Here is a 21,192-nt window from a genome sequence, read left to right on the forward strand (position 1 = left end):
AAAGAGTCACGGCAGAGAAGAAATCCGTCTTCACATTGTTTGCGATGTCCCTGACGAACTTATTGATTTCACGTTTGAATGGAAAGGACTGAAAAAATTATGCGTGGCAGTCTCCTTTCGTTCAATAATAGCAGAGCAAAAGAAAGAGCCAGAAATGACGGTCAGATATTATATCAGTTCTGCTGATTTAACCGCAGAGAAGTTCGCCACAGCGATCCGAAATCACTGGCACGTGGAGAATAAGCTGCACTGGCGTCTGGACGTGGTAATGAATGAAGACGACTGCAAAATCAGAAGAGGAAACGCAGCAGAATTATTTTCAGGGATACGGCACATCGCTATTAATATTTTGACGAATGATAAGGTATTCAAGGCAGGGTTAAGACGTAAGATGCGAAAAGCAGCCATGGACAGAAACTACCTGGCGTCAGTCCTTGCGGGGAGCGGGCTTTCGTAATTTTGCCCTGTATAAAGTTCCTTCCGCAGTTCCTGTACTTCGTTGCTCTCAGCGATCAAGATCAAACATCCCTTCGAGATCTTCACCGTGACACCCGTCCCGGTATCAAATCCCGCCTCAGCGAGCCAGTCGCCCTTAAGGTGCAGGCTGGGATGCTGTGAATAATGCGTGGTCATGCCTGTTTTACGGTTCTGGTGGCAGACGCTAACATAGCCCACCTGATAGTGGCGCTGGGGCGTCTCAGGGCCTGCCGATGCTGAGAATACTGACCGACAGAGGCACGGAGTACTGTGGCAAAGTAGAGCAGCATGATTATTAGCTTTATCTGGCAATAAACGACATAGAACACACGAAAACGAAGGCGATGTCCCCGCAGACCAACGGCATCTGCGAGCGGTTCCATAAAACAATCCTGAACAAATTTTATCAGGTAACGTTCCGTAAAAAACTGTACGGCGATCTTGATACATTACAGTCGGATCTTAATGAATGGCTGGCTCACTATAATAATGAGCGAACCCATCAGGGAAAAATGTGCAATGGGCGGACGCCAATGGAAACGTTACTTGATGGAAAGCGCATCTGGGCCGAGAAAAATTTAAGCCAGATGTAATCTGACAGATACCTGTATAAATAACCGGTAACTGTCAGATCAGGTCTGAGCTAATACAGCTTAAGTGAACGGCATAGCGCTTTATAGCGGGCTTTTTGCTATATCTGATAATCAATTTCCTCTTCACTATTTTCCATCACCTGTCGCTTAATATCCTCAACCGACAGTCCTGCATTGCACAGTTCCAGAAAACGCCAGACATAGTTACGCTGTAATTGGCCTCGTTTTAGTCCCAACCAGACGGTATTAGCATCGAAAAGATGGCGCGTTTCCAGACGGATTAAATTCTCTTCCTCTTGTTCGCCACTGGATTGTTCGGCGACTAATCCAATCCCCAGGCCAAGGGCTACGTAGGTTTTGATAACATCAGAATCCTGCGCACTCAATACAATATCTGCCAGCAAACCTTTGCGGACAAATGCGTCATCAATCCGCGAGCGACCAGTAATCCCCTGTCGGTAAGTGATCAACGGCCACTTCGCTATTGATTCCAACGTCAATGGCGTAATTTTTGTTAAGGGATGATTATCTGGAACGAGCAAACTATGATGCCAACGAAACCACGGGAAGGCGACGAGTTGCGGATCATTGCTCAGACGCTCACTGGCGATGCCAATATCAGCCCCGCCATTTTGCAGCAACGTCGCAATTTCCTGTGGTGTTCCCTGGATAAGCTCAAGCCGCACTTCCGGGAAAAGTTCGCGAAAGGCTTTAATGACCTTTGGCAAGCTGTAGCGTGCCTGAGTATGCGTCGTTGCGATAGTGAGAACGCCAGATGTATCGTTGGTAAAGAGATCGGCAAGTCGACGAACATTACTGGCTTCATTCAGAATGCGTTCTGCAATTACCAGCAATGCTTTGCCCGGTTCAGTCATACCAAGCAGTCGTTTGCCCCGACGAACGAATATTTCTATACCAAGCTCATCCTCCAGCTCTCGAATATGACGGCTGACACCTGACTGTGAGGTAAAAAGCATATTCGCAACCTCTGTCAGGTTGTAATCCTGACGTGCAGCCTCGCGGATTATCTTTAGTTGTTGGAAATTCACGGTAAACTCCGGGCAGATCAGACATTCCGCTATTGTTAAAGTCTAACGCCCGGCATAACAAATAATAAAAACCTGCATCTTATTCCATCCAGATATAACGTTTAGCTAACCAATTGCCATTGTCTTTTTTCCATGACTGGAGGACTGATCACTGACAATAAAAGCTCTTTCACTGCTTGTGCCTGTGGCGACAGTTTTGCTCTGGCTGGTAAATTTAATGACAAGGAGAGACTCATTGACGGTGTGGTAATACGTGACATCCATCCGTTAACTGCGTCACATAACGAGCGCGCGGCTGATTCGGGTAACACTGCAACCCCCATGCCGCTGGCAATCGCTGCGGTAAGCGTGGCGATAGACTCAATTTCACCGATGACTTTTGCCGTGAGTCGCCGTAAAGAAAAAGCCTCATCAACGCGGAGTCTTACGGCACTGTAATCGCCGGGAAGAAAGAGATTCATTTGTGCTATAGCATTAACATCAACGCTTTGCCCTGGAAAATCCTGAGTTCCGACAAGAAAAAGATCTTCTTTAAACAAAGCCTGGCTGGATACGCCTGCCACAGGGGAATGCTCGTAAATTACCGCCATATCAAGCTGGCTATTTATAAGTTTATCGTTAAGAACAGCGCCGCTGTTTTCATGTAGATAGATAATCACTTCCGGAAATTCGGCACGTACCGCCTGTAATAAGGGCATGGTGATAGACGACGCGGCGGTTCCTGGCGCAAAGCCAATTGAGACTTGACCCGATAATGTCTGACCTACGTTATGAACTGCCAGTTGGGCCTGTTCACACTGACGTAAAATTGCCCGCGCATGGGTATAGAGAATTTTTCCGGCGTCTGTTGGAGTAACGCCACGTTTAGTGCGAATCAAAAGTTGTTGATCCAGCTCGCCTTCCAGTGTGGCGACCTGCTGACTGAGCGCAGGCTGCGCGATATGCAACACTTCAGCAGCCTGGGTCAGGCTACCAATGTCTACAATTTTTACGAAGTATTTCAGGCGTCTGAAGTTCATGTTGCCTCCGGTTTTTAAGAATCGGCCCAAGTGCCAGTATTACTCACAACCAGATTGCAAGATGCTTGCCAGTTTAAGTTTGGCGCTAACGCGAAAGCTAATCGCCTGTCAAATAAGAGATTATGATTGTTTTGTCTTTTCATCCGGGTTACAGAACGAGCGTTCATTGCCCCATAAAAGGATGGCATGCACTACAATGGAACATTACAAAAAAGATTGAATGTTCATCGCTTTGTCGAAATTGCCAGCAAACGAACAAAAAAATGCATTCCCCCCTTTGACATCGCGGAACGCTGCCATTAGTATGCGCCCCGTTCACACGATTCCTCTGTAGTTCAGTCGGTAGAACGGCGGACTGTTAATCCGTATGTCACTGGTTCGAGTCCAGTCAGAGGAGCCAAATTCAAAAAAAACCTGCTTTCGAGCAGGTTTTTTGCTTTCTACGTAACAACTATTTTAAAACATCTGCCTGGAGCCAGAATTAACTTGCACAGGCATTCCCGATCGACGTTGCAACGCAGCATTTGCGCGATTCACATCAACTTCTTGCCCGTTGATAAATGCCTGCAATGAAGGCGTTACCGGCAATGGCACTTTTCTGTCAGACTCATATTCCGCCCGATTGCGCGATAACGGTTCATGAACTTCCAGCCACTTTGAGCCATCCAGTTCCGTTGTGTATTTCACCGGCTGATCGATAATTTGCACGCGCGTCCCGACGGGAACATTATCGAACAAATACTTTATGTCATCATTGCGCAGACGAATACAGCCCTGACTCACCCGCAAGCCAATGCCAAAATTGGCATTAGTGCCGTGGATGGCATAAAGCCGACCAATATAGATGGCATAAAGCCCCATAGGATTATCGGGACCCGCAGGGACAAATGCTGGCAGGCTCTCCCCTCGTTTTGCATATTCACGGCGAGTATTAGGGGTTGGTGTCCAGGTTGGTGCTTCTTGTTTACGTTCAACGGCAGTCACCCAGTTACGCGGGGTTTCTCGCCCAGCCTGACCAATGCCGATAGGAAACACTTCCACAGTATTACTGTCCGGCGGGTAGTAATAAAGACGCATCTCAGCGACGTTAACCACAATCCCTTTACGAACAGTGGCGGGCAAAATCAGTTGCTGCGGAATGGTGAGTTGCGAGCCAGACTTCGGCAAGAAAACATCAGCGCCCGGATTCGCTTCCAGCATATTACTCAGGCCTTGCCCGTACTGTGCAGCAAAGGTTTCCAGCGGCTGGGTATTGTGATCAGGAACCGTTATTGTCAGTGGTTGCCCTACTAAACGGCTACCCTCTGGAGGGAGTGGATAAGTTACCGCCAGACTATTATGGCTGGCAAAAAGCAGAACAAATGAACAAAGAATATTTACACGACGCATCATGTCCCTTTCCTAAGTCGCGAAAGCTATCCGATAAGTATAGCTTTTCTCTGACTTTTCGTTTTTAACTGTTCAATTCAGAAGTCGTCTTTCCCGGTAGAACAATATTACTGGCGGCAAGCTCACCCATGTTGCTGTATATCGCGCAGGCGGCTTCGATGATGGGCATCGCCAGCGCTGCGCCACTCCCCTCACCTAAACGCATTTCCATATTGAGATAAGGCTCCAGCCCCAAATGTGACAGCGCTATACGCGCCCCTTTTTCTGCCGACAGGTGAGAAGGAATGAGATACGGTTTGATTGCAGGACACATCTGGCAGGCGGCAAGTGCAGCGGCGTAAGAAAGAAATCCATCCAGCAACACGGGTAAACCGCAGGAAGCGGCACCTAACATTACGCCAGCCATTCCGACCAAATCAAACCCACCGACTTTGGCCAGCACATCAATACCATCCTGTGGATTCGGTTGATTCAATGTTATTGCCCGACGAACAACATCAACTTTATGAGCCAGTTTATCTGTCGGCAGGTTTGCGCCAATACCGACCACTTCTTCAGGATCGCGTCCAGTAATCGCACTGACTATCGCCGCTGCCGGTGTGGTATTTGCCATACCCAGTTCACCCACACCAAACAGCGTGATGCCATTTCTCGCTAACTCGCGCGTATATTGTATGACGTCCAGAAGTAACGCTTCAGCCTGACAGGGGCTCATTGCCGGACCCGAGGCAATATTACCGCTACCTCGTGCGACACGCATGTTAATAAGCCCAGGGATAGGCTCAACGGTATCAATCCCAACATCAATCACGTGAACTTTAGCGCCCGCTTGTGCTGCCAGCACACACACACCAGTTGTTCCACGTGTCATATTTTCAGCCTGGATGGCTGTCACTCCTTTCGGAGAAATAGCGACCCCTTCATCCCAGACACCATGATCGGCACACATAACCAGCACTGCTTTTTGGCCCACATGAGGCACACCATTCAGTCCCGGCATTCCTGCCAGTTGTACGGCAAGCGCCTCCAGTCTTCCCAGACTACCGACAGGTTTGAGTAACCCGTCAATATGCCGTTGTGCACACGACATAGCGGCAGGATCGATGGCAGGGATCGTATTCAATAATTCGGCGAGTGTTTGCATGTAACGTCTCTTCGGTAATCAGTCTTATAGCAGTGCCAGCAGGAAGACCAGTTCACCAAGTTCTATGGCTGCTCCCAGCGTATCGCCGGTTTGCCCGCCCAGAGTCCGTTTGAGAAGCTGACCGAGGACGAAAATCGCCACCATCGTCACCACCATAGCAGCCACACCATGCATACCTGGCAATAATACGGCAGCAAAAATAGCGGCTAAACCGAGTGTGACGCAGGTTTGTCGCCCGTCAATTTTGCCAATGAACACATTACCAAGCCCTTCTTCCCGGGCATAACAATGACGATACATCAACAATGCGGCAGTCCCACGGCTAACCGCACATGCTGCCGCCAGCGATGCAAGGATCGGTTCGCCACGCAGTGCCAACTCGCTTAGCACCAGAATCTTTGCCAGAACCACAAAAATCAGCGCCAGACCACCGTGAGTACCCAAACGGCTATCACGCATGATTTCCAACATGCGATCGCGGCTACGTGCAGAAAATACGCCATCACAGGTATCTGCGAGGCCGTCCAGGTGGAATCCCCCTGTCATCAGCGCCAGCACCAGCACGCTAAACAGTGCCGCCAGTGGTATACCACACCATGCCTGCAACGCCATGAAGACCAGTCCACTAATGGCGCCAAGCAATAAACCAATTAAGGGAAAAGTAATGATACCGCGAGAATAATGCTCGAAATCCAGCCCCTGGGACCAACGACGCGGTACAGGCAGACGCGTAATAAAAGAGAGCATCGCCCAAAATAATTTACTCATTTGATTTTTACTCCAATACCCGAAACCACCAGCCATACTTCATCTGCCGCAGCGGCCAACTGCTGATTTACACGCCCGGCAATATCACGAAAATGTCGCGCCAGACGATTCTCCGGCACAATCCCCATGCCCACTTCATTGGTCACTAATACGACCTTTGCAGTACAACGTTGACAGGCGGCAATCAACGACTGAATCTCACCGTTAATCGCCTGCTCCATCGCGTCATAATCCCATTTTTCAGGATCTTTATCGCCGCCATATTCAAACAAAAGATTAGTCACCATTGTTGTAATGCATTCCAGCAATACGGCAGCCTGCGGATTAATGTCTGCGTTAATTAACTCATCAAGATTTTGCCAGCGTTCCACCGTGTGCCAGTGCGCCGGGCGGCCTTGCCGATGGTGTTCAATCCGTGCGGCCATCTCATCATCAAAAATTTGCGAAGTAGCGATATACAGGACCTGTGGAGTGTCCCCAATAAGCGCCTCGGCGTGCCGGCTCTTCCCGCTCCGTGCGCCCCCCGTCACCAAAATCATCATACGGACTCCCGGTTCAATTGTATGATGGTATTCATTGACCAGAGCAATGGATGTTCCACTGTTACTGACCGTAATAACATTTCTTCGATTAATACTGCGCGTATTAAAAATAAAAATCCAGCATTCTCAATCCATTACGAATGAGGGAGGCATTGTGAAATAGCCCGATTTCCCTGCGTTAACGACCGACGAAATGTGTCATTAGCAACGGTTTCTCTGAATTGACACATTTCATTCAGATAATGGATTAACGCTACAGCCCCACTAGCCGTGCCATTCAGCAAACGAGCATTGTGCTCTGCTATTAAGATTACCGTCACGCCATCAGGCAGAGGGAGCCTTTCTGGTATGAGTGTCCCGCTTTCAGCAATCAATAACAGCACTGAATAATCACTATACGCATCTGATAATGATTGTTCTGGCCCACCGTTAAAAGGCAGGAAACCTTGCTGCCAATCCTCACCGACAAAACAGGTAATAGGCAACATTTCAGCCAGATGTTTAGCGAGTTCAATATCGCCAGATGAGAGGCAAAAAAGAGCTATCGATTCAGGTTTTATCGTTTTCATGACCACCACCCTCCGCTTAGTTTCCTGTAATAACGGTCAGGTTGATATGCCACAAAAAAAAGATTGCCACACCATAAGTGCAGCCCTGGCGCCTGTCGACACGACGATGAATGAAATAAATGCTGCCGCCATCCCCTGATCCTTTCAGGGTGGTAGGGGTATAAAGACGCGCCAGTGCTCAACCGGGCGCTTCCAGACAACCCACTTCCCACCGAAGTTGTTGGTATTAACTGACAGGCTGGTCTTCTGGCTTAGCGTCATCCTCCCCCGGCCTTCCCGATCTCACGATCAGTGGCATTTTCGGGGTTGTCAGCATTACAGCAGCGGGGGCTGCGAGGGATTTCCACCCTCTTCCCAGGCACAAATGTGCCAAACATGTCAGCGTATGCTATGAGCCGATTTCAATTTTCCCATAACACGTAAATGAATTATTACTGCCAGAGTATATTTAATCATCCCTCATTTTTTACATTGAATTTATGCCGTTTCCGCAGCCGTATTTTCGCTAATTTGCTGACGGTATACCTGCGGCGTTACCCGATAGGTCTGTCGAAAAACTTTGCAAAAATAACTGGTTTGAGAGAAGCCTAAATTACGCGCAATGCTGGCGATGCTCCAGTCACTATGGCACAGCAACTCACGGGCGCTGGCCATGCGTTGTTGGTTTACCCATGCATTAAAACCAATTCCATGATATTTCTTAAACAATTTACTGAAATAATAAGGGCTTAGATAAACATGCGAGGCGACATCCTCCAGGCGTAAATCGTCTGATAAATGCGCATCAATATAGCGCAATGCTTTTTTCATTTTATTATCGTGGGGATTAGACGCACGTGTCTGACGAACTGAATCCGAATGAGGTTTATTCTCTTTAATCACGACAAAATTGAGTTGCTTTTTGAGGCAATTTTCCACAATCAACTTCAACAAATCAGCAGAGGCCATAACTCGCGAGTAATCCATCTCCGGGACTTTGCGAAATTCATTAAGTAATTCGGGATCTGCTTGCCAACGATCATCGACATTCAGAATATCGATCAAATCGACATCACCATTACGCAGGCGGACTTGTCCACACAACACAAAGCCGACTAAATGCCCGGCAATCACCAAAGGAATAGAGAAATCGGTTAATCCTGCATGGCAACGGTAAATACAAGGTTGATCGGATTTAGAAGCTTCCAGGCCTCCACAACGATCGCTCATGCGGCAGCGAGTGCTAAGCTGTGGATGTTGCCGCATCATCTGACAAAACGGGGTGAAGTTAAAAAGTTCGGAAATTTCATCACCGTGGATATTGACCACGACAACCGCAAGGCTGGTCGCCTGCGCAAAATCCTGCGCGATTTTATTAATGAGTTCTGAATTAAGTGTCGCCGCAGAAATCATGATAAAACCTCCCAGTTAATTTATTGTTATTGTAAAAACAATTGTTTTACATTTAATCTTCACATCATCCCTGATGATTTACTGACGAGAAGCACAAAGGACAATAACAAAAGCCTCCATGAAGCGGGAGACTTTTTAATAAGTTCGGAAAGCAGATCACAAACAGTAAAAAAATAAACGTTTATAACCGCCAGGTTATTTCGCTATTCGCGGATATCTTTAGGCGTAACACTATTGACAGGTAAATTTTGTGCAATGAGAAAGCGATAAATCGCCGCGCCAACGCAGGCACCAATGACCGGGGCAATAATGGGTACAATGAAATAAGGAATATTGCGTCCGCCAGTCATCGCTATTTCTCCCCAACCCGCAAGCCAGGTGAACATTTTTGGCCCAAAATCACGCGCTGGATTCATGGCAAAACCGGTTAATGGTCCAGTAGAAGCACCAATAACAGCAACCAGAATACCAATCAGTAAAGGTGCAAGAGGCCCCTTCGGTACACCGTTGCCGTCATCGGTCAACGCCATAATCAATCCCATCAACATAGACGTGATGACTATTTCAACCAGCGCCGCCTGCCATACATTTATTGCCGCTGCCGGGTAAGTACTGAAGATACTGGCGAGTTGTAAACTTTCTGCACTTCCACGAACCATATTGTGGGCAGATTCAAAATCGGTAAACAAATTGCTATATAAAAAATACGCCAGAACCGCACCACCAAAGGCACCCGCTAATTGTGCCATACAAAATGGCAGCACTTTACGGCCAGGAAAAGCGGCGAACAACCATAGAGCAATCGTAACCGCTGGGTTGAGATGAGCGCCGGAAATTCCTGCCGTAAGATAAACAGCAAGTGAAATACCTAACCCCCAAATAATACAAATTTCCCACAGCCCCAGACTTGCCCCAGCAAGTTTGAGGGCACACAAACAACCAATGCCAAAAAAGAGGAACAGTCCGGTGCCCAAAAACTCGGCAACGCATTGCGCCTTGAGTGAATCATTCATAGTGACACCTTCTTTGCGGAATTTGTTTCTTCATCAGCCAACAGAATTGCTGATTGTTGTGTATATCGAGGGCAACTATAAAAATTGCTCTGCAAAAAATATTGCCAACATTCATGACAGACTCGTGGAAAAATCGTGCTGACATAGCAAATTATTGTCATTGCAAAAGCATCCAATACAGCGTTAATCAGTGTTGAAAGTAATAATTACCGCCAAACTTTCACAATAAAAAATTGCCATCATGACATAATAAAATTTAAACAAATATCACAGTTCCCTTCCGCGAACCAAACCCAACGAAATATTATTCGCGATTAACCCCTTCAGCCAACGCAATTAATTCACATTAAAACTCCCACAAAACAACCAATAAATTAATAACATATAGTATATAAAAGCAATTTTATAATATTTGTCCTCTATTTATTTTTCTCATTGGTCGACTAAGTCAGCCATTCTTTTTCCTCGCTTTTTTTTATAGTCATATCGTCAAAAAATCCAGGCGAGGTCTTTATGCAACAAGAAGCGTTAGGAATGGTAGAAACCAAAGGCTTAACTGCCGCCATAGAGGCCGCAGACGCCATGGTGAAGTCGGCAAATGTATTGCTGGTTGGCTACGAAAAAATAGGTTCCGGGCTGGTGACCGTCATCGTTCGTGGTGATGTCGGGGCTGTAAAAGCGGCAACAGACGCAGGTGCCGCCGCCGCGCGTAACGTCGGTGAAGTAAAAGCCGTACACGTTATTCCCCGCCCACATACCGATGTCGAAAAAATCTTACCAAAGGGAATTAACCCATGAGCAGCAATGAACTGGTCGAACAGATCATGGCGCAGGTCATCGCTCGCGTAGCGACGCCAGAGCATGAGGTTCTCCCGGAAACCACTCATCAAACACGAGAGACGGCTATGGCAGAAAAAAGCTGCACGTTAACGGAATTTGTTGGCACCGCTATTGGCGACACTGTAGGTCTGGTCATTGCGAACGTTGATAGCGCCCTGTTGGACGCGATGAAACTTGAAAAACGCTATCGCTCCATTGGCATTCTGGGTGCACGTATTGGCGCAGGTCCACACATTATGGCCGCTGATGAAGCGGTAAAAGCTACGAACACTGAAGTTATTAGCATTGAACTTCCTCGCGATACCAAAGGCGGTGCCGGACACGGCTCATTAATCCTCTTAGGTGGCAACGATGTTTCCGACGTGAAACGCGGTATTGAAGTTGCCCTGAAAGAACTCGACCGGACCTTTGGTGATGTCTATGCCAACGAAGCCGGACATCTTGAACTGCAATACACCGCCCGCGCCAGCTATGCACTGGAAAAAGCGTTTGGCGCACCTCTGGGTCGCGCTTGCGGCGTTATTGTCGGCGCTCCGGCCGCTGTGGGTGTTCTGATGGCCGATACCGCGCTGAAGTCCGCCAATGTGGACGTGGTGGCATACAGCTCGCCTGCTCATGGCACCAGCTACAGCAATGAAGTCATTCTGATTATCTCGGGTGACTCCGGCGCAGTCCGCCAGGCGGTCATCTCCGCACGCGAAATCGGTAAAACCGTGCTTTCGACTCTCGGCGATACACCGAAAAACGATCGCCCTTCCTACATCTGAATTCCCTGAGGCAGATTCATGAGATCGAAAAGATTTGAAGCACTGGCAAAACGCCCGGTCAACCAGGACGGTTTCGTTAAAGAGTGGATTGAAGAAGGCTTCATTGCGATGGAAAGCCCGAACGATCCAAAACCGTCAATCAAAATTGTTAACGGTGTTGTCACCGAGCTGGATGGAAAACCCGCCAGCCAGTTTGACCTGATCGACCACTTTATCGCCCGTTACGGCATCAATCTCGCGCGCGCCGAAGAAGTCATCGCGATGGATTCGGTCAAACTTGCCAATATGCTGTGCGATCCAAATGTCAAACGTAGCGATATCGTTCCCCTTACCACAGCAATGACGCCCGCCAAAATCGTCGAAGTGGTTTCGCAGATGAACGTGGTAGAGATGATGATGGCGATGCAGAAAATGCGCGCCCGTCGAACACCATCACAACAGGCTCACGTCACCAACGTCAAAGATAACCCGGTACAAATTGCCGCCGACGCAGCTGAAGGCGCATGGCGCGGGTTTGATGAACAGGAAACCACCGTTGCCGTTGCTCGCTATGCGCCGTTCAACGCCATCGCTCTGCTGGTAGGTTCACAGGTAGGGCGCCCGGGCGTGTTGACCCAGTGTTCACTGGAAGAAGCCACCGAACTGAAACTCGGTATGTTAGGCCACACCTGTTACGCCGAAACAATTTCTGTCTATGGTACAGAACCTGTTTTCACCGATGGCGATGACACCCCGTGGTCAAAAGGATTTCTCGCGTCATCTTATGCTTCTCGCGGCTTAAAAATGCGCTTTACTTCCGGCTCCAGCTCTGAAGTACAGATGGGTTACGCGGAAGGCAAATCAATGCTTTATCTCGAGGCTCGTTGCATTTACATCACCAAAGCCGCAGGCGTACAGGGGCTGCAGAATGGTTCCGTAAGCTGCATCGGTGTTCCATCAGCTGTGCCGTCAGGCATCCGCGCAGTGCTGGCGGAAAACTTAATTTGCTCATCGCTGGATCTGGAATGTGCCTCCAGTAATGACCAGACCTTTACCCACTCAGATATGCGCCGTACCGCGCGTTTCCTGATGCAGTTCCTGCCGGGTACTGACTTTATCTCTTCCGGTTTTTCCGCTGTACCGAACTACGACAACATGTTTGCCGGTTCAAACGAAGACGCCGAAGACTTCGATGATTACAACGTCATTCAGCGTGACCTGAAGGTTGATGGCGGTCTGCGACCGGTGCGCGAAGAAGATGTTGTCGCCATCCGCAATAAAGCCGCACGCGCTTTACAGGCTGTCTTTGCCGGTATGGGATTACCCCTTATTACCGATGAAGAGGTCGAAGCGGCGACCTATGCCCACGGCTCGAAAGATATGCCAGAGCGCAACATCGTAGAAGACATTAAGTTCGCCCAGGAAATTATCAATAAAAACCGTAACAGCCTGGAAGTGGTGAAAGCCCTGGCGCAAGGCGGTTTTACCGATGTCGCTCAGGACATGCTCAACATGCAAAAAGCGAAACTGACCGGCGATTATCTCCATACCTCAGCCATTATCGTCGATGACGGACAAGTGCTGTCTGCGGTCAATGATGTCAATGATTACGCCGGACCAGCTACAGGTTACCGCCTGCAAGGGGAACGCTGGGAAGAGATCAAAAATATTCCCGGTGCACTTGATCCCAACGAAATTGACTAAGGGTGAGAAATGGAAATTAACGAAAAATTACTGCGTCAGATTATCGAAGACGTGCTGGCAGAAATGCAAACCAGCGACAAGTCCGTTTCATTTCGCGCACCTGTCGCCTCCACTGCCCCTTCCGCGCCGGATACCGGGAGTTTTTTGACCGAAATTGGCGAAGCCCAACAAGGCACTCAGCAGGATGAAGTCATTATTGCTGTAGGCCCGGCATTTGGCCTGGCGCAGACCGTCAATATTATCGGTATTCCGCATAAAAACATCTTGCGTGAAGTGATTGCCGGTATCGAAGAAGAAGGCATTAAAGCGCGAGTGATTCGTTGTTTTAAATCGTCTGATGTCGCATTCGTGGCGGTCGAAGGCGATCGCCTTAGTGGTTCCGGCATTGCTATTGGTATTCAGTCGAAAGGCACAACGGTTATCCACCAACAGGGGCTTCCCCCTTTGTCTAACCTGGAACTTTTCCCGCAAGCGCCTTTGTTGACGCTGGAAACTTATCGCCAGATTGGCAAAAACGCCGCGCGTTATGCGAAGCGTGAGTCTCCACAACCAGTTCCGACCCTCAACGATCAAATGGCGCGGCCTAAATACCAGGCCAAATCAGCCATTTTACATATCAAAGAGACGAAGTACGTGGTCACTGGCAAAAAACCGCAAGAACTGCGCGTGACGTTTTAACAAAGGAAACCTTCATGAATACCGATGCAATTGAGTCGATGGTCAGGGACGTGTTGAACCGCATGAACAGTCTACAGGATGCAGCTCCTGTTTCTGCGGCACCCAACGCGTCAATACAGAGCGCCAAAGTGACGGATTATCCACTGGCAAATAAACATCCAGAATGGGTTAAAACGGCGACCAATAAAACGCTCGACGATTTCACTCTGGAGAATGTCCTCAGCGATAAAGTCACCGCCCAGGATATGCGTATAACCCCTGAAACATTGCGTATTCAGGCCGCGATTGCCAGAGATGCGGGTCGTGATCGCCTGGCGATGAATTTTGAACGCGCTGCCGAGCTTACCTCAGTGCCGGACGATCGCATCCTCGAAATCTACAATGCGTTACGCCCTTATCGTTCGACAAAGCAAGAACTCATTGCCATTGCTGACGATCTTGAACGTCGTTATCAGGCCAAAATTTGCGCTGCATTTGTCCGCGAAGCCGCCGAACTCTATGTCGAGCGTAAGAAACTGAAAGGCGACGATTAAGGACGAACTATGCGATATATAGCAGGCATTGATATCGGCAATTCAACCACAGAAGTTGCACTGGCGACGCTCAGTACGTCTGGAGAATTGTCGTTCGTGAGCAGCGCCCTTGCGGAAACCACCGGAATCAAAGGTACGTTGCGTAACGTCCATGGTATTCAGGAGGCGCTCGCACAGGCAACGAAAAAAGTCGGCATCAATGTCAGCGATATTTCGCTTATTCGTATCAACGAAGCAACTCCTGTCATTGGCGATGTGGCGATGGAAACCATTACGGAAACCATCATTACCGAATCAACCATGATTGGTCACAACCCAAAAACTCCGGGCGGAGTGGGACTGGGCGTGGGGCTCACCATCACTCCACAAGAGTTGTTAACACGCCCGGCGGATACACCGTACATTCTGGTCGTGTCATCGGCATTTGATTTTGCCGATATCGCGACCATGATAAACGCCTCCGTGCGTGCCGGATATCAACTGACTGGCGTTATTCTGCAACGTGATGATGGCGTGCTGGTCAGTAACCGCCTGGAAATCCCTTTACCCATTGTTGATGAAGTCCTCTACATCGATCGTATTCCGCTCGGCATGCTGGCCGCGATTGAAGTCGCCGTTCCCGGGAAGGTTATCGAAACCCTGTCTAATCCGTATGGGATTGCCACTGTTTTCGCCCTCAATGCTGAAGAGACTAAAAATATCGTTCCTGTTGCACGAGCACTCATAGGTAACCGTTCTGCAGTAGTGGTGAAAACACCTTCTGGCGACGTTAAAGCCCGTTCGATACCCGCCGGAAACATCGAGCTGCTTTCTGCCGGACGTACAATACGAGTTGATGTTGCTGCTGGTGCCGATGCCATTATGAAAGCGGTCGGCGAGTGCTCAAAACTGGAAAACGTAACGGGAGAACCGGGCACCAACATCGGCGGTATGCTGGAACATGTTCGCCAGACTATGGCGGAACTGACCAATAAACCCAGCCACGAAATTTTTATTCAGGATTTACTGGCGATAGATACCTCTGTTCCCGTCAGCGTAACCGGTGGGCTGGCTGGTGAATTTTCACTGGAACAGGCTGTGGGTATCGCTTCAATGGTGAAATCCGACCGACTGCAAATGGCGATGATCGCCAGTGAAATTAAGCAAAAACTGCATGTTGATGTTCAGGTCGGAGGCGCTGAAGCAGAAGCTGCAATTCAGGGAGCCTTGACTACCCCTGGAACCACACGCCCTCTGGCAATTCTGGACTTAGGCGCAGGTTCTACCGATGCCTCCATCATCAATCAGAAAGGGGAAATGATAGCTACTCACCTTGCGGGAGCGGGCGACATGGTGACGATGATTATTGCCAGGGAACTGGGCTTAAATGATCGTTATCTGGCAGAAGAAATCAAAAAATACCCGTTGGCAAAAGTAGAAAGCCTGTTCCATTTACGCCATGAAGACGGCAGCGTTCAGTTCTTCCCTACTCTGCTGTCCCCTCATGTATTTGCCCGCGTTTGTGTGGTGAAACCTGACGAACTGGTGCCTATTCCCGGCGATTTAACACTGGAAAAAGTACGTGCTGTTCGCCGCAGTGCGAAAGAGCGCGTCTTCGTAACCAATGCCCTGCGCGCGCTACGTCAGGTAAGTCCAGCCGGAAATATTCGCGATATTCCGTTCGTCGTTCTGGTGGGCGGTTCTTCGCTGGATTTCGAAGTACCGCAGTTAGTCACCGATGCATTGGCGCATTATCGATTGGTCGCCGGACGGGGGAATATCCGTGGTAGTGAAGGCCCGCGCAATGCGGTAGCTACCGGGCTACTGATTTCCTGGCACAGGGAGTTGGCTCATGGAAAGTAAAGAACATACGCCCGCTATTGTCGTTACGGAAATAGGTGACTGTATCAGTACATGGAATGAGGTGCTTCTTGGCATTGAAGAGGAAGGTATCCCCTTTCGCATTCAACATATTCCGTCAGGTGAAGTCATCGATAGCGCCTGGCAGGCTGCTCGTCAGTCCCCCCTGTTGGTTGGCATAGCCTGCGACCAGGAAAAGCTGATTGTGCATTACAAAAACCTACCGGCATCAGCGCCACTGTTTACGCTGATGTATCAACAAGATAACCATGCCCGGCGCAGCATCGGCAATAACGCTGCCCGCCTGGTAAAAGGCATTCCCTTCAGGGAATGCCACTCATAATCCACAGGAGAAACGCTGTATGAACAACGCACTAGGACTGGTTGAAACAAAAGGGTTAGTTGGCGCAATTGAAGCCGCAGATGCCATGGTTAAATCCGCCAACGTGCAACTGGTTGGCTATGAAAAGATTGGTTCGGGTCTGATTACGGTGATGGTCCGTGGCGATGTTGGCGCAGTAAAAGCCGCCGTTGATGCAGGAAGCGCCGCCGCCAGCGCCGTTGGCGAAGTGAAATCCTGCCATGTCATCCCGCGGCCACACAGCGATGTTGAGGCCATTTTACCTAAATCTGCATAACCCCATTCGCTAAGGAGCACAGCGTGAAGCAATCACTGGGATTACTTGAAGTCAGTGGTCTGGCACTCGCCATCAGTTGCGCAGATGCTATGGCAAAAGCCGCGTCCATCACGCTGGTTGGCCTTGAGAAGACCAATGGCTCAGGCTGGACGCTCATTAAAATCACCGGTGACGTCGCCTCGGTTAATGCGGCGATCGCGACGGGTGCCAGTTTCGCCGAACAGCGAAATGGCCTCGTCGCACACAAAGTGATTGCCCGCCCGGGTGAGGGAATACTGCCCCGCCCAACAGAAGCAATGAATATGACGGTGGCAGTAAGCGAAACGCCAGCAACAGTCGCCCCCCCAGAGATTATCAGCTGTAATTTGTGTCTTGATCCCGCGTGTCAACGGCAAAAAGGTGAGCCACGTTCACTTTGTCTGCACTCTGATAAGCGAGGGGAGTAGCAATGGATAAACAAACCTTGCAGGAGACTGTTAGCCAGGTTCTGGATGAAATGCGCGAGCGCCCTATCCCTCTGGGCGTTTCCAGTCGCCATATTCATCTTTCAACGGCGGATTATGTGCGCCTTTTTCCTGAACAACCGATTAGCGAGAAAAAGTCATTACTGCAACCTGGTCAATTCGCTGCTGAACAGGTTGTTACGCTGGTGGGACCAAAAGGCAAATTACACAACGTTCGCTTGTTAGGGCCACTACGTAACTCAAGCCAGGTGGAGATTTCCCGGACTGACGCCAGAACATTAGGGATCACCGCCCCGCTACGTATGTCTGGCGATCTCAGCGGCACACCGGGGATTCGTCTGATAAGCCCGTTTGCAGAGCTGGAAATCGCTTCTGGCGTTATTGTCGCACAACGGCACATTCATATGTCTTCGCTTGATGCCCTGATTTATGGCGTTACACATGGCGATAAAGTGGCGGTCGCCATTGAAGGTGATGAACGACGACTGATATTCGATAACGTTGCTGTTCGCGTCTCACCAGATATGCGCCTTGAAATGCATATTGATACCGACGAGGCCAACGCCGCAGGCGCTGATAATCCTGACGTTTTTGCCACGCTGGTGTCGGTGCCATGAATAACAAACTGATGCAACACATTGTTGAAGAAGTGATTTTTCGCCTGAAACAACGTGCGGGGAAAACACTCGCGCTGACGGTTTCGCAACTGCGAGAAGCCAGCGTTAACGAGATAGTTCATCAGTATGCTTCGTTACAAATTCGATTCGTCGATTTACCGTTGCTGCGACAACTTGCGGAGAACGAAACGTCAGATCGAGCGGTAATCCACATTCACGAGGCGTTAGCCTGGGGAATACACATTCAATTGTCGTTGCAGAGTCATTTCCTGAACGCCATCAAATTGAAGCATCTCGCCCATCTACCGCTAACCTGGTGCGACGAACAAGGACAACCGATCTACCTTCATCGTGGTCAACTTTTAAGTTATGCCGACGTAGTGCAGTTATGCGCAGGGATAGTGGTGTTGCAACGGAAATGCTGTGTGACCGCACTTGCGCGTGAAGCGGCAATGACCCGAAACATTCAGTTAATCAGGCAGGAGTAACCCATGCATCTGGCTCGAGTCACTGGCGCGGTGGTATCCACGCAAAAATCACCTTCTCTGGTTGGGAAAAAACTGCTGCTGGTTCGCCGGGTCAGTGCTGACGGCGAACTGCCTCTCACGCCATTAACCGGTGACGAAGTTGCCGTTGATTCAGTCGGTGCAGGCGTCGGTGAGTTGGTACTCCTCAGCTGTGGATCCAGCGCCAGACATGTTTTTAGCGGCCCCAACGAAGCCATCGACCTGGCAGTGGTCGGCATTGTAGATACGATTTCGCGCTAAGGAGTTGAAAGTTGGCGATTTATACCCGCACAGGTGATTCAGGAAGTACGTCTCTATTTACCGGACAACGCGTGAGTAAAACTCATCTACGCGTCGAAGCCTACGGCACACTGGATGAACTGAACGCGACACTCAGTCTGTGTTATTGCGCCACCGCCATCGAAAGCCATCGCATATTACTGGAAGCCATTCAGCAACAGATATTTTGGTTTAGCGCCGAGCTCGCCAGTGAAAGCGAACAGCCATCAGCGCAGCAGCGTTACATCAGTACGGAAGAAATTGCCGCACTTGAAAAAGCGATCGATAGCGCAATGAGCGCTGTTCCTCCAGTTCACTGCTTCATTCTGCCTGGACGTTGTGAAGCCGCGAGCCGCATGCATTTCGCGCGCACGGTAGCCCGGCGGGCTGAAAGACGCCTGGTTGAACTGACAACGGAATCCAGCGTCCGCCATGTTTTATTGCACTATATCAACCGACTTTCCGATTGCCTGTATGCCCTCGCCCGCGTGGAAGACAACGTTGCTCATCAGAACCTGATGATTCAGGAAATCACAAAACGTTATCACGAAGCCAACCACACTTCAGCATTGAAGGAACGCACGATGTCGCTCACTTTTCAGGATCTTCATCAGCTCATTCGTAGCGCGGCAATGCGTGCGGATGAACTGCATATTCCCGTTGTTATCAGCATTGTCGATGCCAACGGAACAGAAAGTGTTACCTGGCGGATGCCTGATGCACTGCTGGTTAGCAGTGAACTGGCACCGAAAAAAGCCTGGACCGCCGTGGCGATGAAAACGGCAACACACAAGCTTACGGATACCGTGCAACCGGGGGCGCCACTTTACGGGCTAGAAAGCCATATGCAAGGCAAAGTCGTCACTTTTGGTGGCGGCTTCCCCCTCTGGCGTGACGGAATATTGCTTGGAGGGCTTGGGATTAGTGGTGGTAGCGTTGAACAAGACATGGATATTGCCCAAAGCGCAATGACGGCAATTAACGTGGGAGAAAACCAATGAATAACTCTGAATTAGAAACACTGATCCGCAATATTCTGCGCGAGCAGCTAGTCCCCACGACATCACAAACGCAAAAAAACGGTATTTTCCAGACTGTCGATGAAGCTATCGGCGCTGCACACCAGGCCTTTTTGCGTTTTCAACAATGTCCGCTTAAGACTCGCAGCGCCATTATCAGCGCCATTCGCGAAGAATTAACGCCCCGTCTTACAGAACTGGCGGAAGAGAGCGCTAACGAAACGGGAATGGGAAATAAAGAAGATAAGTACTTAAAAAACAAAGCGGCACTCGATAACACACCAGGAATTGAAGATTTAACCACCACCGCACTGACCGGTGATGGTGGCATGGTTTTGTTTGAATACTCCCCGTTTGGAGTTATTGGCTCGGTCACGCCAAGTACCAATCCCACGGAAACCATCATTAACAACAGCATCAGCATGCTGGCAGCTGGTAATAGCGTCTACTTCAGTCCACACCCGGGAGCCCAAAACGTCTCGCTGAAATTGATCGCCATAATCGAAGACATCGCGTTTCGCTGTAGTGGCATTCATAACCTGATCGTTACTGTATCTGAACCGACCTTTGCCGCAACCGAACAGATGATGGTGCACCCTAAAATCAGCGTTCTGGCGATTACCGGCGGTCCGGGTATCGTCGCCATGGGAATGAAAAGTGGCAAGAAAGTGATTGGTGCCGGTGCGGGTAATCCCCCCTGCATCGTCGATGAAACGGCAGATATTGTGAAAGCTGCCGAAGACATCATTAACGGAGCCTCGTTTGATTACAACCTGCCGTGTATCGCTGAAAAAAGCCTAATCGTCGTGACCTCAGTGGCAGATTATTTGATTCAGCAGATGCAAAGTTTTGGCGCCCTTCTTCTTAACCATGAACAAACTGAAAAATTGCGTGCTGTTTGCCTGCCAGACGGCGTGGCCAACAAAAAACTGGTCGGCAAAAGTCCATCAGCCTTGCTGGAAGCCGCAGGCCTCCCTTTGCCAGCAAAAGCGCCCCGCTTGCTGATTGCTGTTGTTGACGCCCATGATAGCTGGGTTACCAGCGAACAACTCATGCCAATGCTACCCATTGTGAAGGTCAACGATTTTGATAGCGCTCTCACACTTGCGCTGAATGTAGAAGACAGTTTGCATCACACCGCAATCATGCACTCGCAGAACATCTCACGGCTCAACCTTGCCGCGCGCGTTATGCAAACTTCAATCTTTGTCAAAAACGGTCCTTCCTGGGCGGGTATTGGCGTCGGCGGCGAAGGCTTTACGACCTTCACCATTGCTACACCGACCGGAGAAGGGACAACGTCAGCCCGGACTTTTGCCCGCTCACGACGCTGTGTGTTAACCAGCGGCTTTTCCATTCGCTAGAGAAACGGAA

The 21,192-nt window shown here is 49.5% G+C and carries 24 protein-coding genes, 1 tRNA gene, 2 pseudogenes and 1 riboswitch; of the genes and pseudogenes, 17 read left to right on the forward strand and 10 right to left on the reverse strand.

All coding sequences use genetic code 11. From position 1 onward, the window contains the following. Nucleotides 1–457, forward strand: a 457-nt coding sequence (locus D9597_RS09985; RefSeq protein WP_032198334.1) for an ISAs1 family transposase, incomplete at its 5' end; no start/stop codon positions are given. Here D9597_RS09985 and D9597_RS09990 read toward each other — a convergent pair. After that, a pseudogene (locus D9597_RS09990) lies at nucleotides 418–690 on the reverse strand (SymE family type I addiction module toxin); the annotation flags it as partial. The gene D9597_RS09985 and the pseudogene D9597_RS09990 overlap by 40 nt on opposite strands. Before the next feature lie 5 nt (nucleotides 691–695). Between D9597_RS09990 and D9597_RS09995 the strand changes: the two are divergent. Next, nucleotides 696–1,070 (forward strand): annotated as a pseudogene (locus D9597_RS09995) (integrase core domain-containing protein); the annotation flags it as partial. 98 nt (nucleotides 1,071–1,168) lie between these two features. Here D9597_RS09995 and cbl read toward each other — a convergent pair. Both cbl and nac read right to left on the reverse strand, forming a co-directional pair. After that, nucleotides 1,169–2,119, reverse strand: a complete 951-nt coding sequence (cbl, locus tag D9597_RS10000) for an HTH-type transcriptional regulator Cbl (protein ID WP_130222267.1) — start codon at nucleotides 2,117–2,119, stop codon at nucleotides 1,169–1,171. A 101-nt stretch (nucleotides 2,120–2,220) separates the two neighbouring features. Further along, nucleotides 2,221–3,138 carry a nitrogen assimilation transcriptional regulator NAC gene (gene nac, locus D9597_RS10005; RefSeq protein WP_130222268.1) on the reverse strand — a complete coding sequence of 306 codons (918 nt, stop codon included), beginning with the start codon at nucleotides 3,136–3,138 and terminating at the stop codon, nucleotides 2,221–2,223. Nucleotides 3,139–3,462: 324 nt separating this feature from the next. On the opposite strand from nac, the gene D9597_RS10010 reads away from it, so the two are divergent. Continuing rightward, a tRNA-Asn gene (locus D9597_RS10010) sits at nucleotides 3,463–3,538 on the forward strand. A gap of 56 nt (nucleotides 3,539–3,594) precedes the next feature. Here D9597_RS10010 and ldtA read toward each other — a convergent pair. From ldtA to pduF, 7 genes are all read right to left on the reverse strand, one after another. Beyond that, the gene (gene ldtA, locus D9597_RS10015) at nucleotides 3,595–4,530 is read right to left on the reverse strand and encodes a L,D-transpeptidase (protein WP_130216425.1); all 936 of its coding nucleotides are present in this window, start codon (nucleotides 4,528–4,530) and stop codon (nucleotides 3,595–3,597) included. A 61-nt stretch (nucleotides 4,531–4,591) separates the two neighbouring features. After that, entirely contained in the window at nucleotides 4,592–5,671 is a 1,080-nt protein-coding gene (cobT, locus tag D9597_RS10020) for a nicotinate-nucleotide--dimethylbenzimidazole phosphoribosyltransferase (protein ID WP_130222269.1), read from the reverse strand. Nucleotides 5,672–5,695: 24 nt separating this feature from the next. Next, nucleotides 5,696–6,439, reverse strand: a complete 744-nt coding sequence (gene cobS / locus D9597_RS10025; protein WP_130208645.1) for an adenosylcobinamide-GDP ribazoletransferase — start codon at nucleotides 6,437–6,439, stop codon at nucleotides 5,696–5,698. Then, complete coding sequence (gene cobU, locus D9597_RS10030) at nucleotides 6,436–6,981, reverse strand: bifunctional adenosylcobinamide kinase/adenosylcobinamide-phosphate guanylyltransferase (protein ID WP_130222270.1); 546 nt, start codon at nucleotides 6,979–6,981, stop codon at nucleotides 6,436–6,438. The genes cobS and cobU overlap by 4 nt, the downstream gene beginning before the upstream one ends. A 134-nt stretch (nucleotides 6,982–7,115) precedes the next feature. Then, a complete protein-coding gene (locus D9597_RS10035) occupies nucleotides 7,116–7,550 on the reverse strand; it encodes a cobalamin biosynthesis protein (RefSeq protein ID WP_130222271.1) in 435 nt (144 codons plus the stop codon). Between the two features lie 218 nt (nucleotides 7,551–7,768). Then, nucleotides 7,769–7,944: riboswitch (cobalamin riboswitch) on the reverse strand. Nucleotides 7,945–8,027: 83 nt separating this feature from the next. Further along, nucleotides 8,028–8,942, reverse strand: coding sequence for a regulatory protein PocR (gene pocR, locus D9597_RS10040; RefSeq protein ID WP_130222273.1), 915 nt, complete (start codon nucleotides 8,940–8,942; stop codon nucleotides 8,028–8,030). A gap of 203 nt (nucleotides 8,943–9,145) precedes the next feature. Beyond that, nucleotides 9,146–9,955, reverse strand: coding sequence for a propanediol diffusion facilitator PduF (gene pduF / locus D9597_RS10045; protein ID WP_130216413.1), 810 nt, complete (start codon nucleotides 9,953–9,955; stop codon nucleotides 9,146–9,148). Between the two features lie 513 nt (nucleotides 9,956–10,468). Here pduF and pduA point away from each other — a divergent pair. From pduA to pduP, 14 genes are read left to right on the forward strand one after another with little or no spacing between them, the layout of a single operon-like run. After that, entirely contained in the window at nucleotides 10,469–10,753 is a 285-nt protein-coding gene (gene pduA / locus D9597_RS10050; RefSeq protein ID WP_001183614.1) for a propanediol utilization microcompartment protein PduA, read from the forward strand. Further along, nucleotides 10,750–11,562, forward strand: a complete 813-nt coding sequence (gene pduB, locus D9597_RS10055; protein WP_064529394.1) for a propanediol utilization microcompartment protein PduB — start codon at nucleotides 10,750–10,752, stop codon at nucleotides 11,560–11,562. The genes pduA and pduB overlap by 4 nt, the downstream gene beginning before the upstream one ends. An 18-nt stretch (nucleotides 11,563–11,580) precedes the next feature. Next, the gene (pduC, locus tag D9597_RS10060; RefSeq protein ID WP_130222275.1) at nucleotides 11,581–13,245 is read left to right on the forward strand and encodes a propanediol dehydratase large subunit PduC; all 1,665 of its coding nucleotides are present in this window, start codon (nucleotides 11,581–11,583) and stop codon (nucleotides 13,243–13,245) included. Nucleotides 13,246–13,254: 9 nt separating this feature from the next. Then, nucleotides 13,255–13,923 (forward strand): propanediol dehydratase medium subunit PduD, encoded by a 669-nt coding sequence (pduD, locus tag D9597_RS10065; protein ID WP_130222277.1) that lies wholly within the window; start codon nucleotides 13,255–13,257, stop codon nucleotides 13,921–13,923. Nucleotides 13,924–13,937: 14 nt separating this feature from the next. After that, complete coding sequence (pduE, locus tag D9597_RS10070) at nucleotides 13,938–14,456, forward strand: propanediol dehydratase small subunit PduE (RefSeq protein ID WP_085458842.1); 519 nt, start codon at nucleotides 13,938–13,940, stop codon at nucleotides 14,454–14,456. Between the two features lie 9 nt (nucleotides 14,457–14,465). After that, a complete protein-coding gene (locus tag D9597_RS10075) occupies nucleotides 14,466–16,298 on the forward strand; it encodes a diol dehydratase reactivase subunit alpha (RefSeq protein ID WP_130222279.1) in 1,833 nt (610 codons plus the stop codon). Further along, complete coding sequence (locus D9597_RS10080; protein ID WP_130222281.1) at nucleotides 16,288–16,638, forward strand: glycerol dehydratase reactivase beta/small subunit family protein; 351 nt, start codon at nucleotides 16,288–16,290, stop codon at nucleotides 16,636–16,638. Before D9597_RS10075 ends, D9597_RS10080 begins: the two co-directional genes overlap by 11 nt. Before the next feature lie 19 nt (nucleotides 16,639–16,657). After that, complete coding sequence (gene pduJ, locus D9597_RS10085; RefSeq protein ID WP_001057752.1) at nucleotides 16,658–16,933, forward strand: propanediol utilization microcompartment protein PduJ; 276 nt, start codon at nucleotides 16,658–16,660, stop codon at nucleotides 16,931–16,933. Continuing rightward, on the forward strand, nucleotides 16,930–17,379 hold the full coding sequence (locus D9597_RS10090) for a BMC domain-containing protein (protein ID WP_130222283.1): 450 nt from the start codon (nucleotides 16,930–16,932) through the stop codon (nucleotides 17,377–17,379). Before pduJ ends, D9597_RS10090 begins: the two co-directional genes overlap by 4 nt. Nucleotides 17,380–17,381: 2 nt before the next feature. Continuing rightward, nucleotides 17,382–18,014 carry a phosphate propanoyltransferase gene (locus D9597_RS10095; RefSeq protein WP_130216403.1) on the forward strand — a complete coding sequence of 211 codons (633 nt, stop codon included), beginning with the start codon at nucleotides 17,382–17,384 and terminating at the stop codon, nucleotides 18,012–18,014. Then, nucleotides 18,011–18,502, forward strand: coding sequence for a microcompartment protein PduM (gene pduM, locus D9597_RS10100; RefSeq protein ID WP_130222285.1), 492 nt, complete (start codon nucleotides 18,011–18,013; stop codon nucleotides 18,500–18,502). The genes D9597_RS10095 and pduM overlap by 4 nt, the downstream gene beginning before the upstream one ends. A gap of 3 nt (nucleotides 18,503–18,505) precedes the next feature. Further along, complete coding sequence (locus D9597_RS10105; protein WP_130222287.1) at nucleotides 18,506–18,781, forward strand: EutN/CcmL family microcompartment protein; 276 nt, start codon at nucleotides 18,506–18,508, stop codon at nucleotides 18,779–18,781. Nucleotides 18,782–18,792: 11 nt separating this feature from the next. Next, complete coding sequence (gene pduO, locus D9597_RS10110) at nucleotides 18,793–19,800, forward strand: two-domain cob(I)yrinic acid a,c-diamide adenosyltransferase PduO (protein WP_130222289.1); 1,008 nt, start codon at nucleotides 18,793–18,795, stop codon at nucleotides 19,798–19,800. Continuing rightward, nucleotides 19,797–21,182 carry a CoA-acylating propionaldehyde dehydrogenase PduP gene (pduP, locus tag D9597_RS10115; RefSeq protein WP_130222291.1) on the forward strand — a complete coding sequence of 462 codons (1,386 nt, stop codon included), beginning with the start codon at nucleotides 19,797–19,799 and terminating at the stop codon, nucleotides 21,180–21,182. Before pduO ends, pduP begins: the two co-directional genes overlap by 4 nt. Nucleotides 21,183–21,192 lie beyond the last annotated feature (10 nt).

The sequence above is a fragment of the Escherichia sp. E13S3 genome, assembly GCF_004212325.1.
Lineage (GTDB): Bacteria > Pseudomonadota > Gammaproteobacteria > Enterobacterales > Enterobacteriaceae > Escherichia.

What these genes read in the sequence shown, in the direction of transcription:
- nac (WP_130222268.1), bottom strand. Translation starts at nt 3,138, where the DNA reads ATGAACTTCAGACGCCTGAAATACTTCGTAAAAATTGTAGACATTGGT.
- ldtA (WP_130216425.1), bottom strand. Translation starts at nt 4,530, where the DNA reads ATGATGCGTCGTGTAAATATTCTTTGTTCATTTGTTCTGCTTTTTGCC.
- cobT (WP_130222269.1), bottom strand. Translation starts at nt 5,671, where the DNA reads ATGCAAACACTCGCCGAATTATTGAATACGATCCCTGCCATCGATCCT.
- cobS (WP_130208645.1), bottom strand. Translation starts at nt 6,439, where the DNA reads ATGAGTAAATTATTTTGGGCGATGCTCTCTTTTATTACGCGTCTGCCT.
- cobU (WP_130222270.1), bottom strand. Translation starts at nt 6,981, where the DNA reads ATGATGATTTTGGTGACGGGGGGCGCACGGAGCGGGAAGAGCCGGCAC.
- D9597_RS10035 (WP_130222271.1), bottom strand. Translation starts at nt 7,550, where the DNA reads ATGAAAACGATAAAACCTGAATCGATAGCTCTTTTTTGCCTCTCATCT.
- pocR (WP_130222273.1), bottom strand. Translation starts at nt 8,942, where the DNA reads ATGATTTCTGCGGCGACACTTAATTCAGAACTCATTAATAAAATCGCG.
- pduF (WP_130216413.1), bottom strand. Translation starts at nt 9,955, where the DNA reads ATGAATGATTCACTCAAGGCGCAATGCGTTGCCGAGTTTTTGGGCACC.
- pduA (WP_001183614.1), top strand. Translation starts at nt 10,469, where the DNA reads ATGCAACAAGAAGCGTTAGGAATGGTAGAAACCAAAGGCTTAACTGCC.
- pduB (WP_064529394.1), top strand. Translation starts at nt 10,750, where the DNA reads ATGAGCAGCAATGAACTGGTCGAACAGATCATGGCGCAGGTCATCGCT.
- pduC (WP_130222275.1), top strand. Translation starts at nt 11,581, where the DNA reads ATGAGATCGAAAAGATTTGAAGCACTGGCAAAACGCCCGGTCAACCAG.
- pduD (WP_130222277.1), top strand. Translation starts at nt 13,255, where the DNA reads ATGGAAATTAACGAAAAATTACTGCGTCAGATTATCGAAGACGTGCTG.
- pduE (WP_085458842.1), top strand. Translation starts at nt 13,938, where the DNA reads ATGAATACCGATGCAATTGAGTCGATGGTCAGGGACGTGTTGAACCGC.
- D9597_RS10075 (WP_130222279.1), top strand. Translation starts at nt 14,466, where the DNA reads ATGCGATATATAGCAGGCATTGATATCGGCAATTCAACCACAGAAGTT.
- D9597_RS10080 (WP_130222281.1), top strand. Translation starts at nt 16,288, where the DNA reads ATGGAAAGTAAAGAACATACGCCCGCTATTGTCGTTACGGAAATAGGT.
- pduJ (WP_001057752.1), top strand. Translation starts at nt 16,658, where the DNA reads ATGAACAACGCACTAGGACTGGTTGAAACAAAAGGGTTAGTTGGCGCA.
- D9597_RS10095 (WP_130216403.1), top strand. Translation starts at nt 17,382, where the DNA reads ATGGATAAACAAACCTTGCAGGAGACTGTTAGCCAGGTTCTGGATGAA.
- pduM (WP_130222285.1), top strand. Translation starts at nt 18,011, where the DNA reads ATGAATAACAAACTGATGCAACACATTGTTGAAGAAGTGATTTTTCGC.
- D9597_RS10105 (WP_130222287.1), top strand. Translation starts at nt 18,506, where the DNA reads ATGCATCTGGCTCGAGTCACTGGCGCGGTGGTATCCACGCAAAAATCA.
- pduP (WP_130222291.1), top strand. Translation starts at nt 19,797, where the DNA reads ATGAATAACTCTGAATTAGAAACACTGATCCGCAATATTCTGCGCGAG.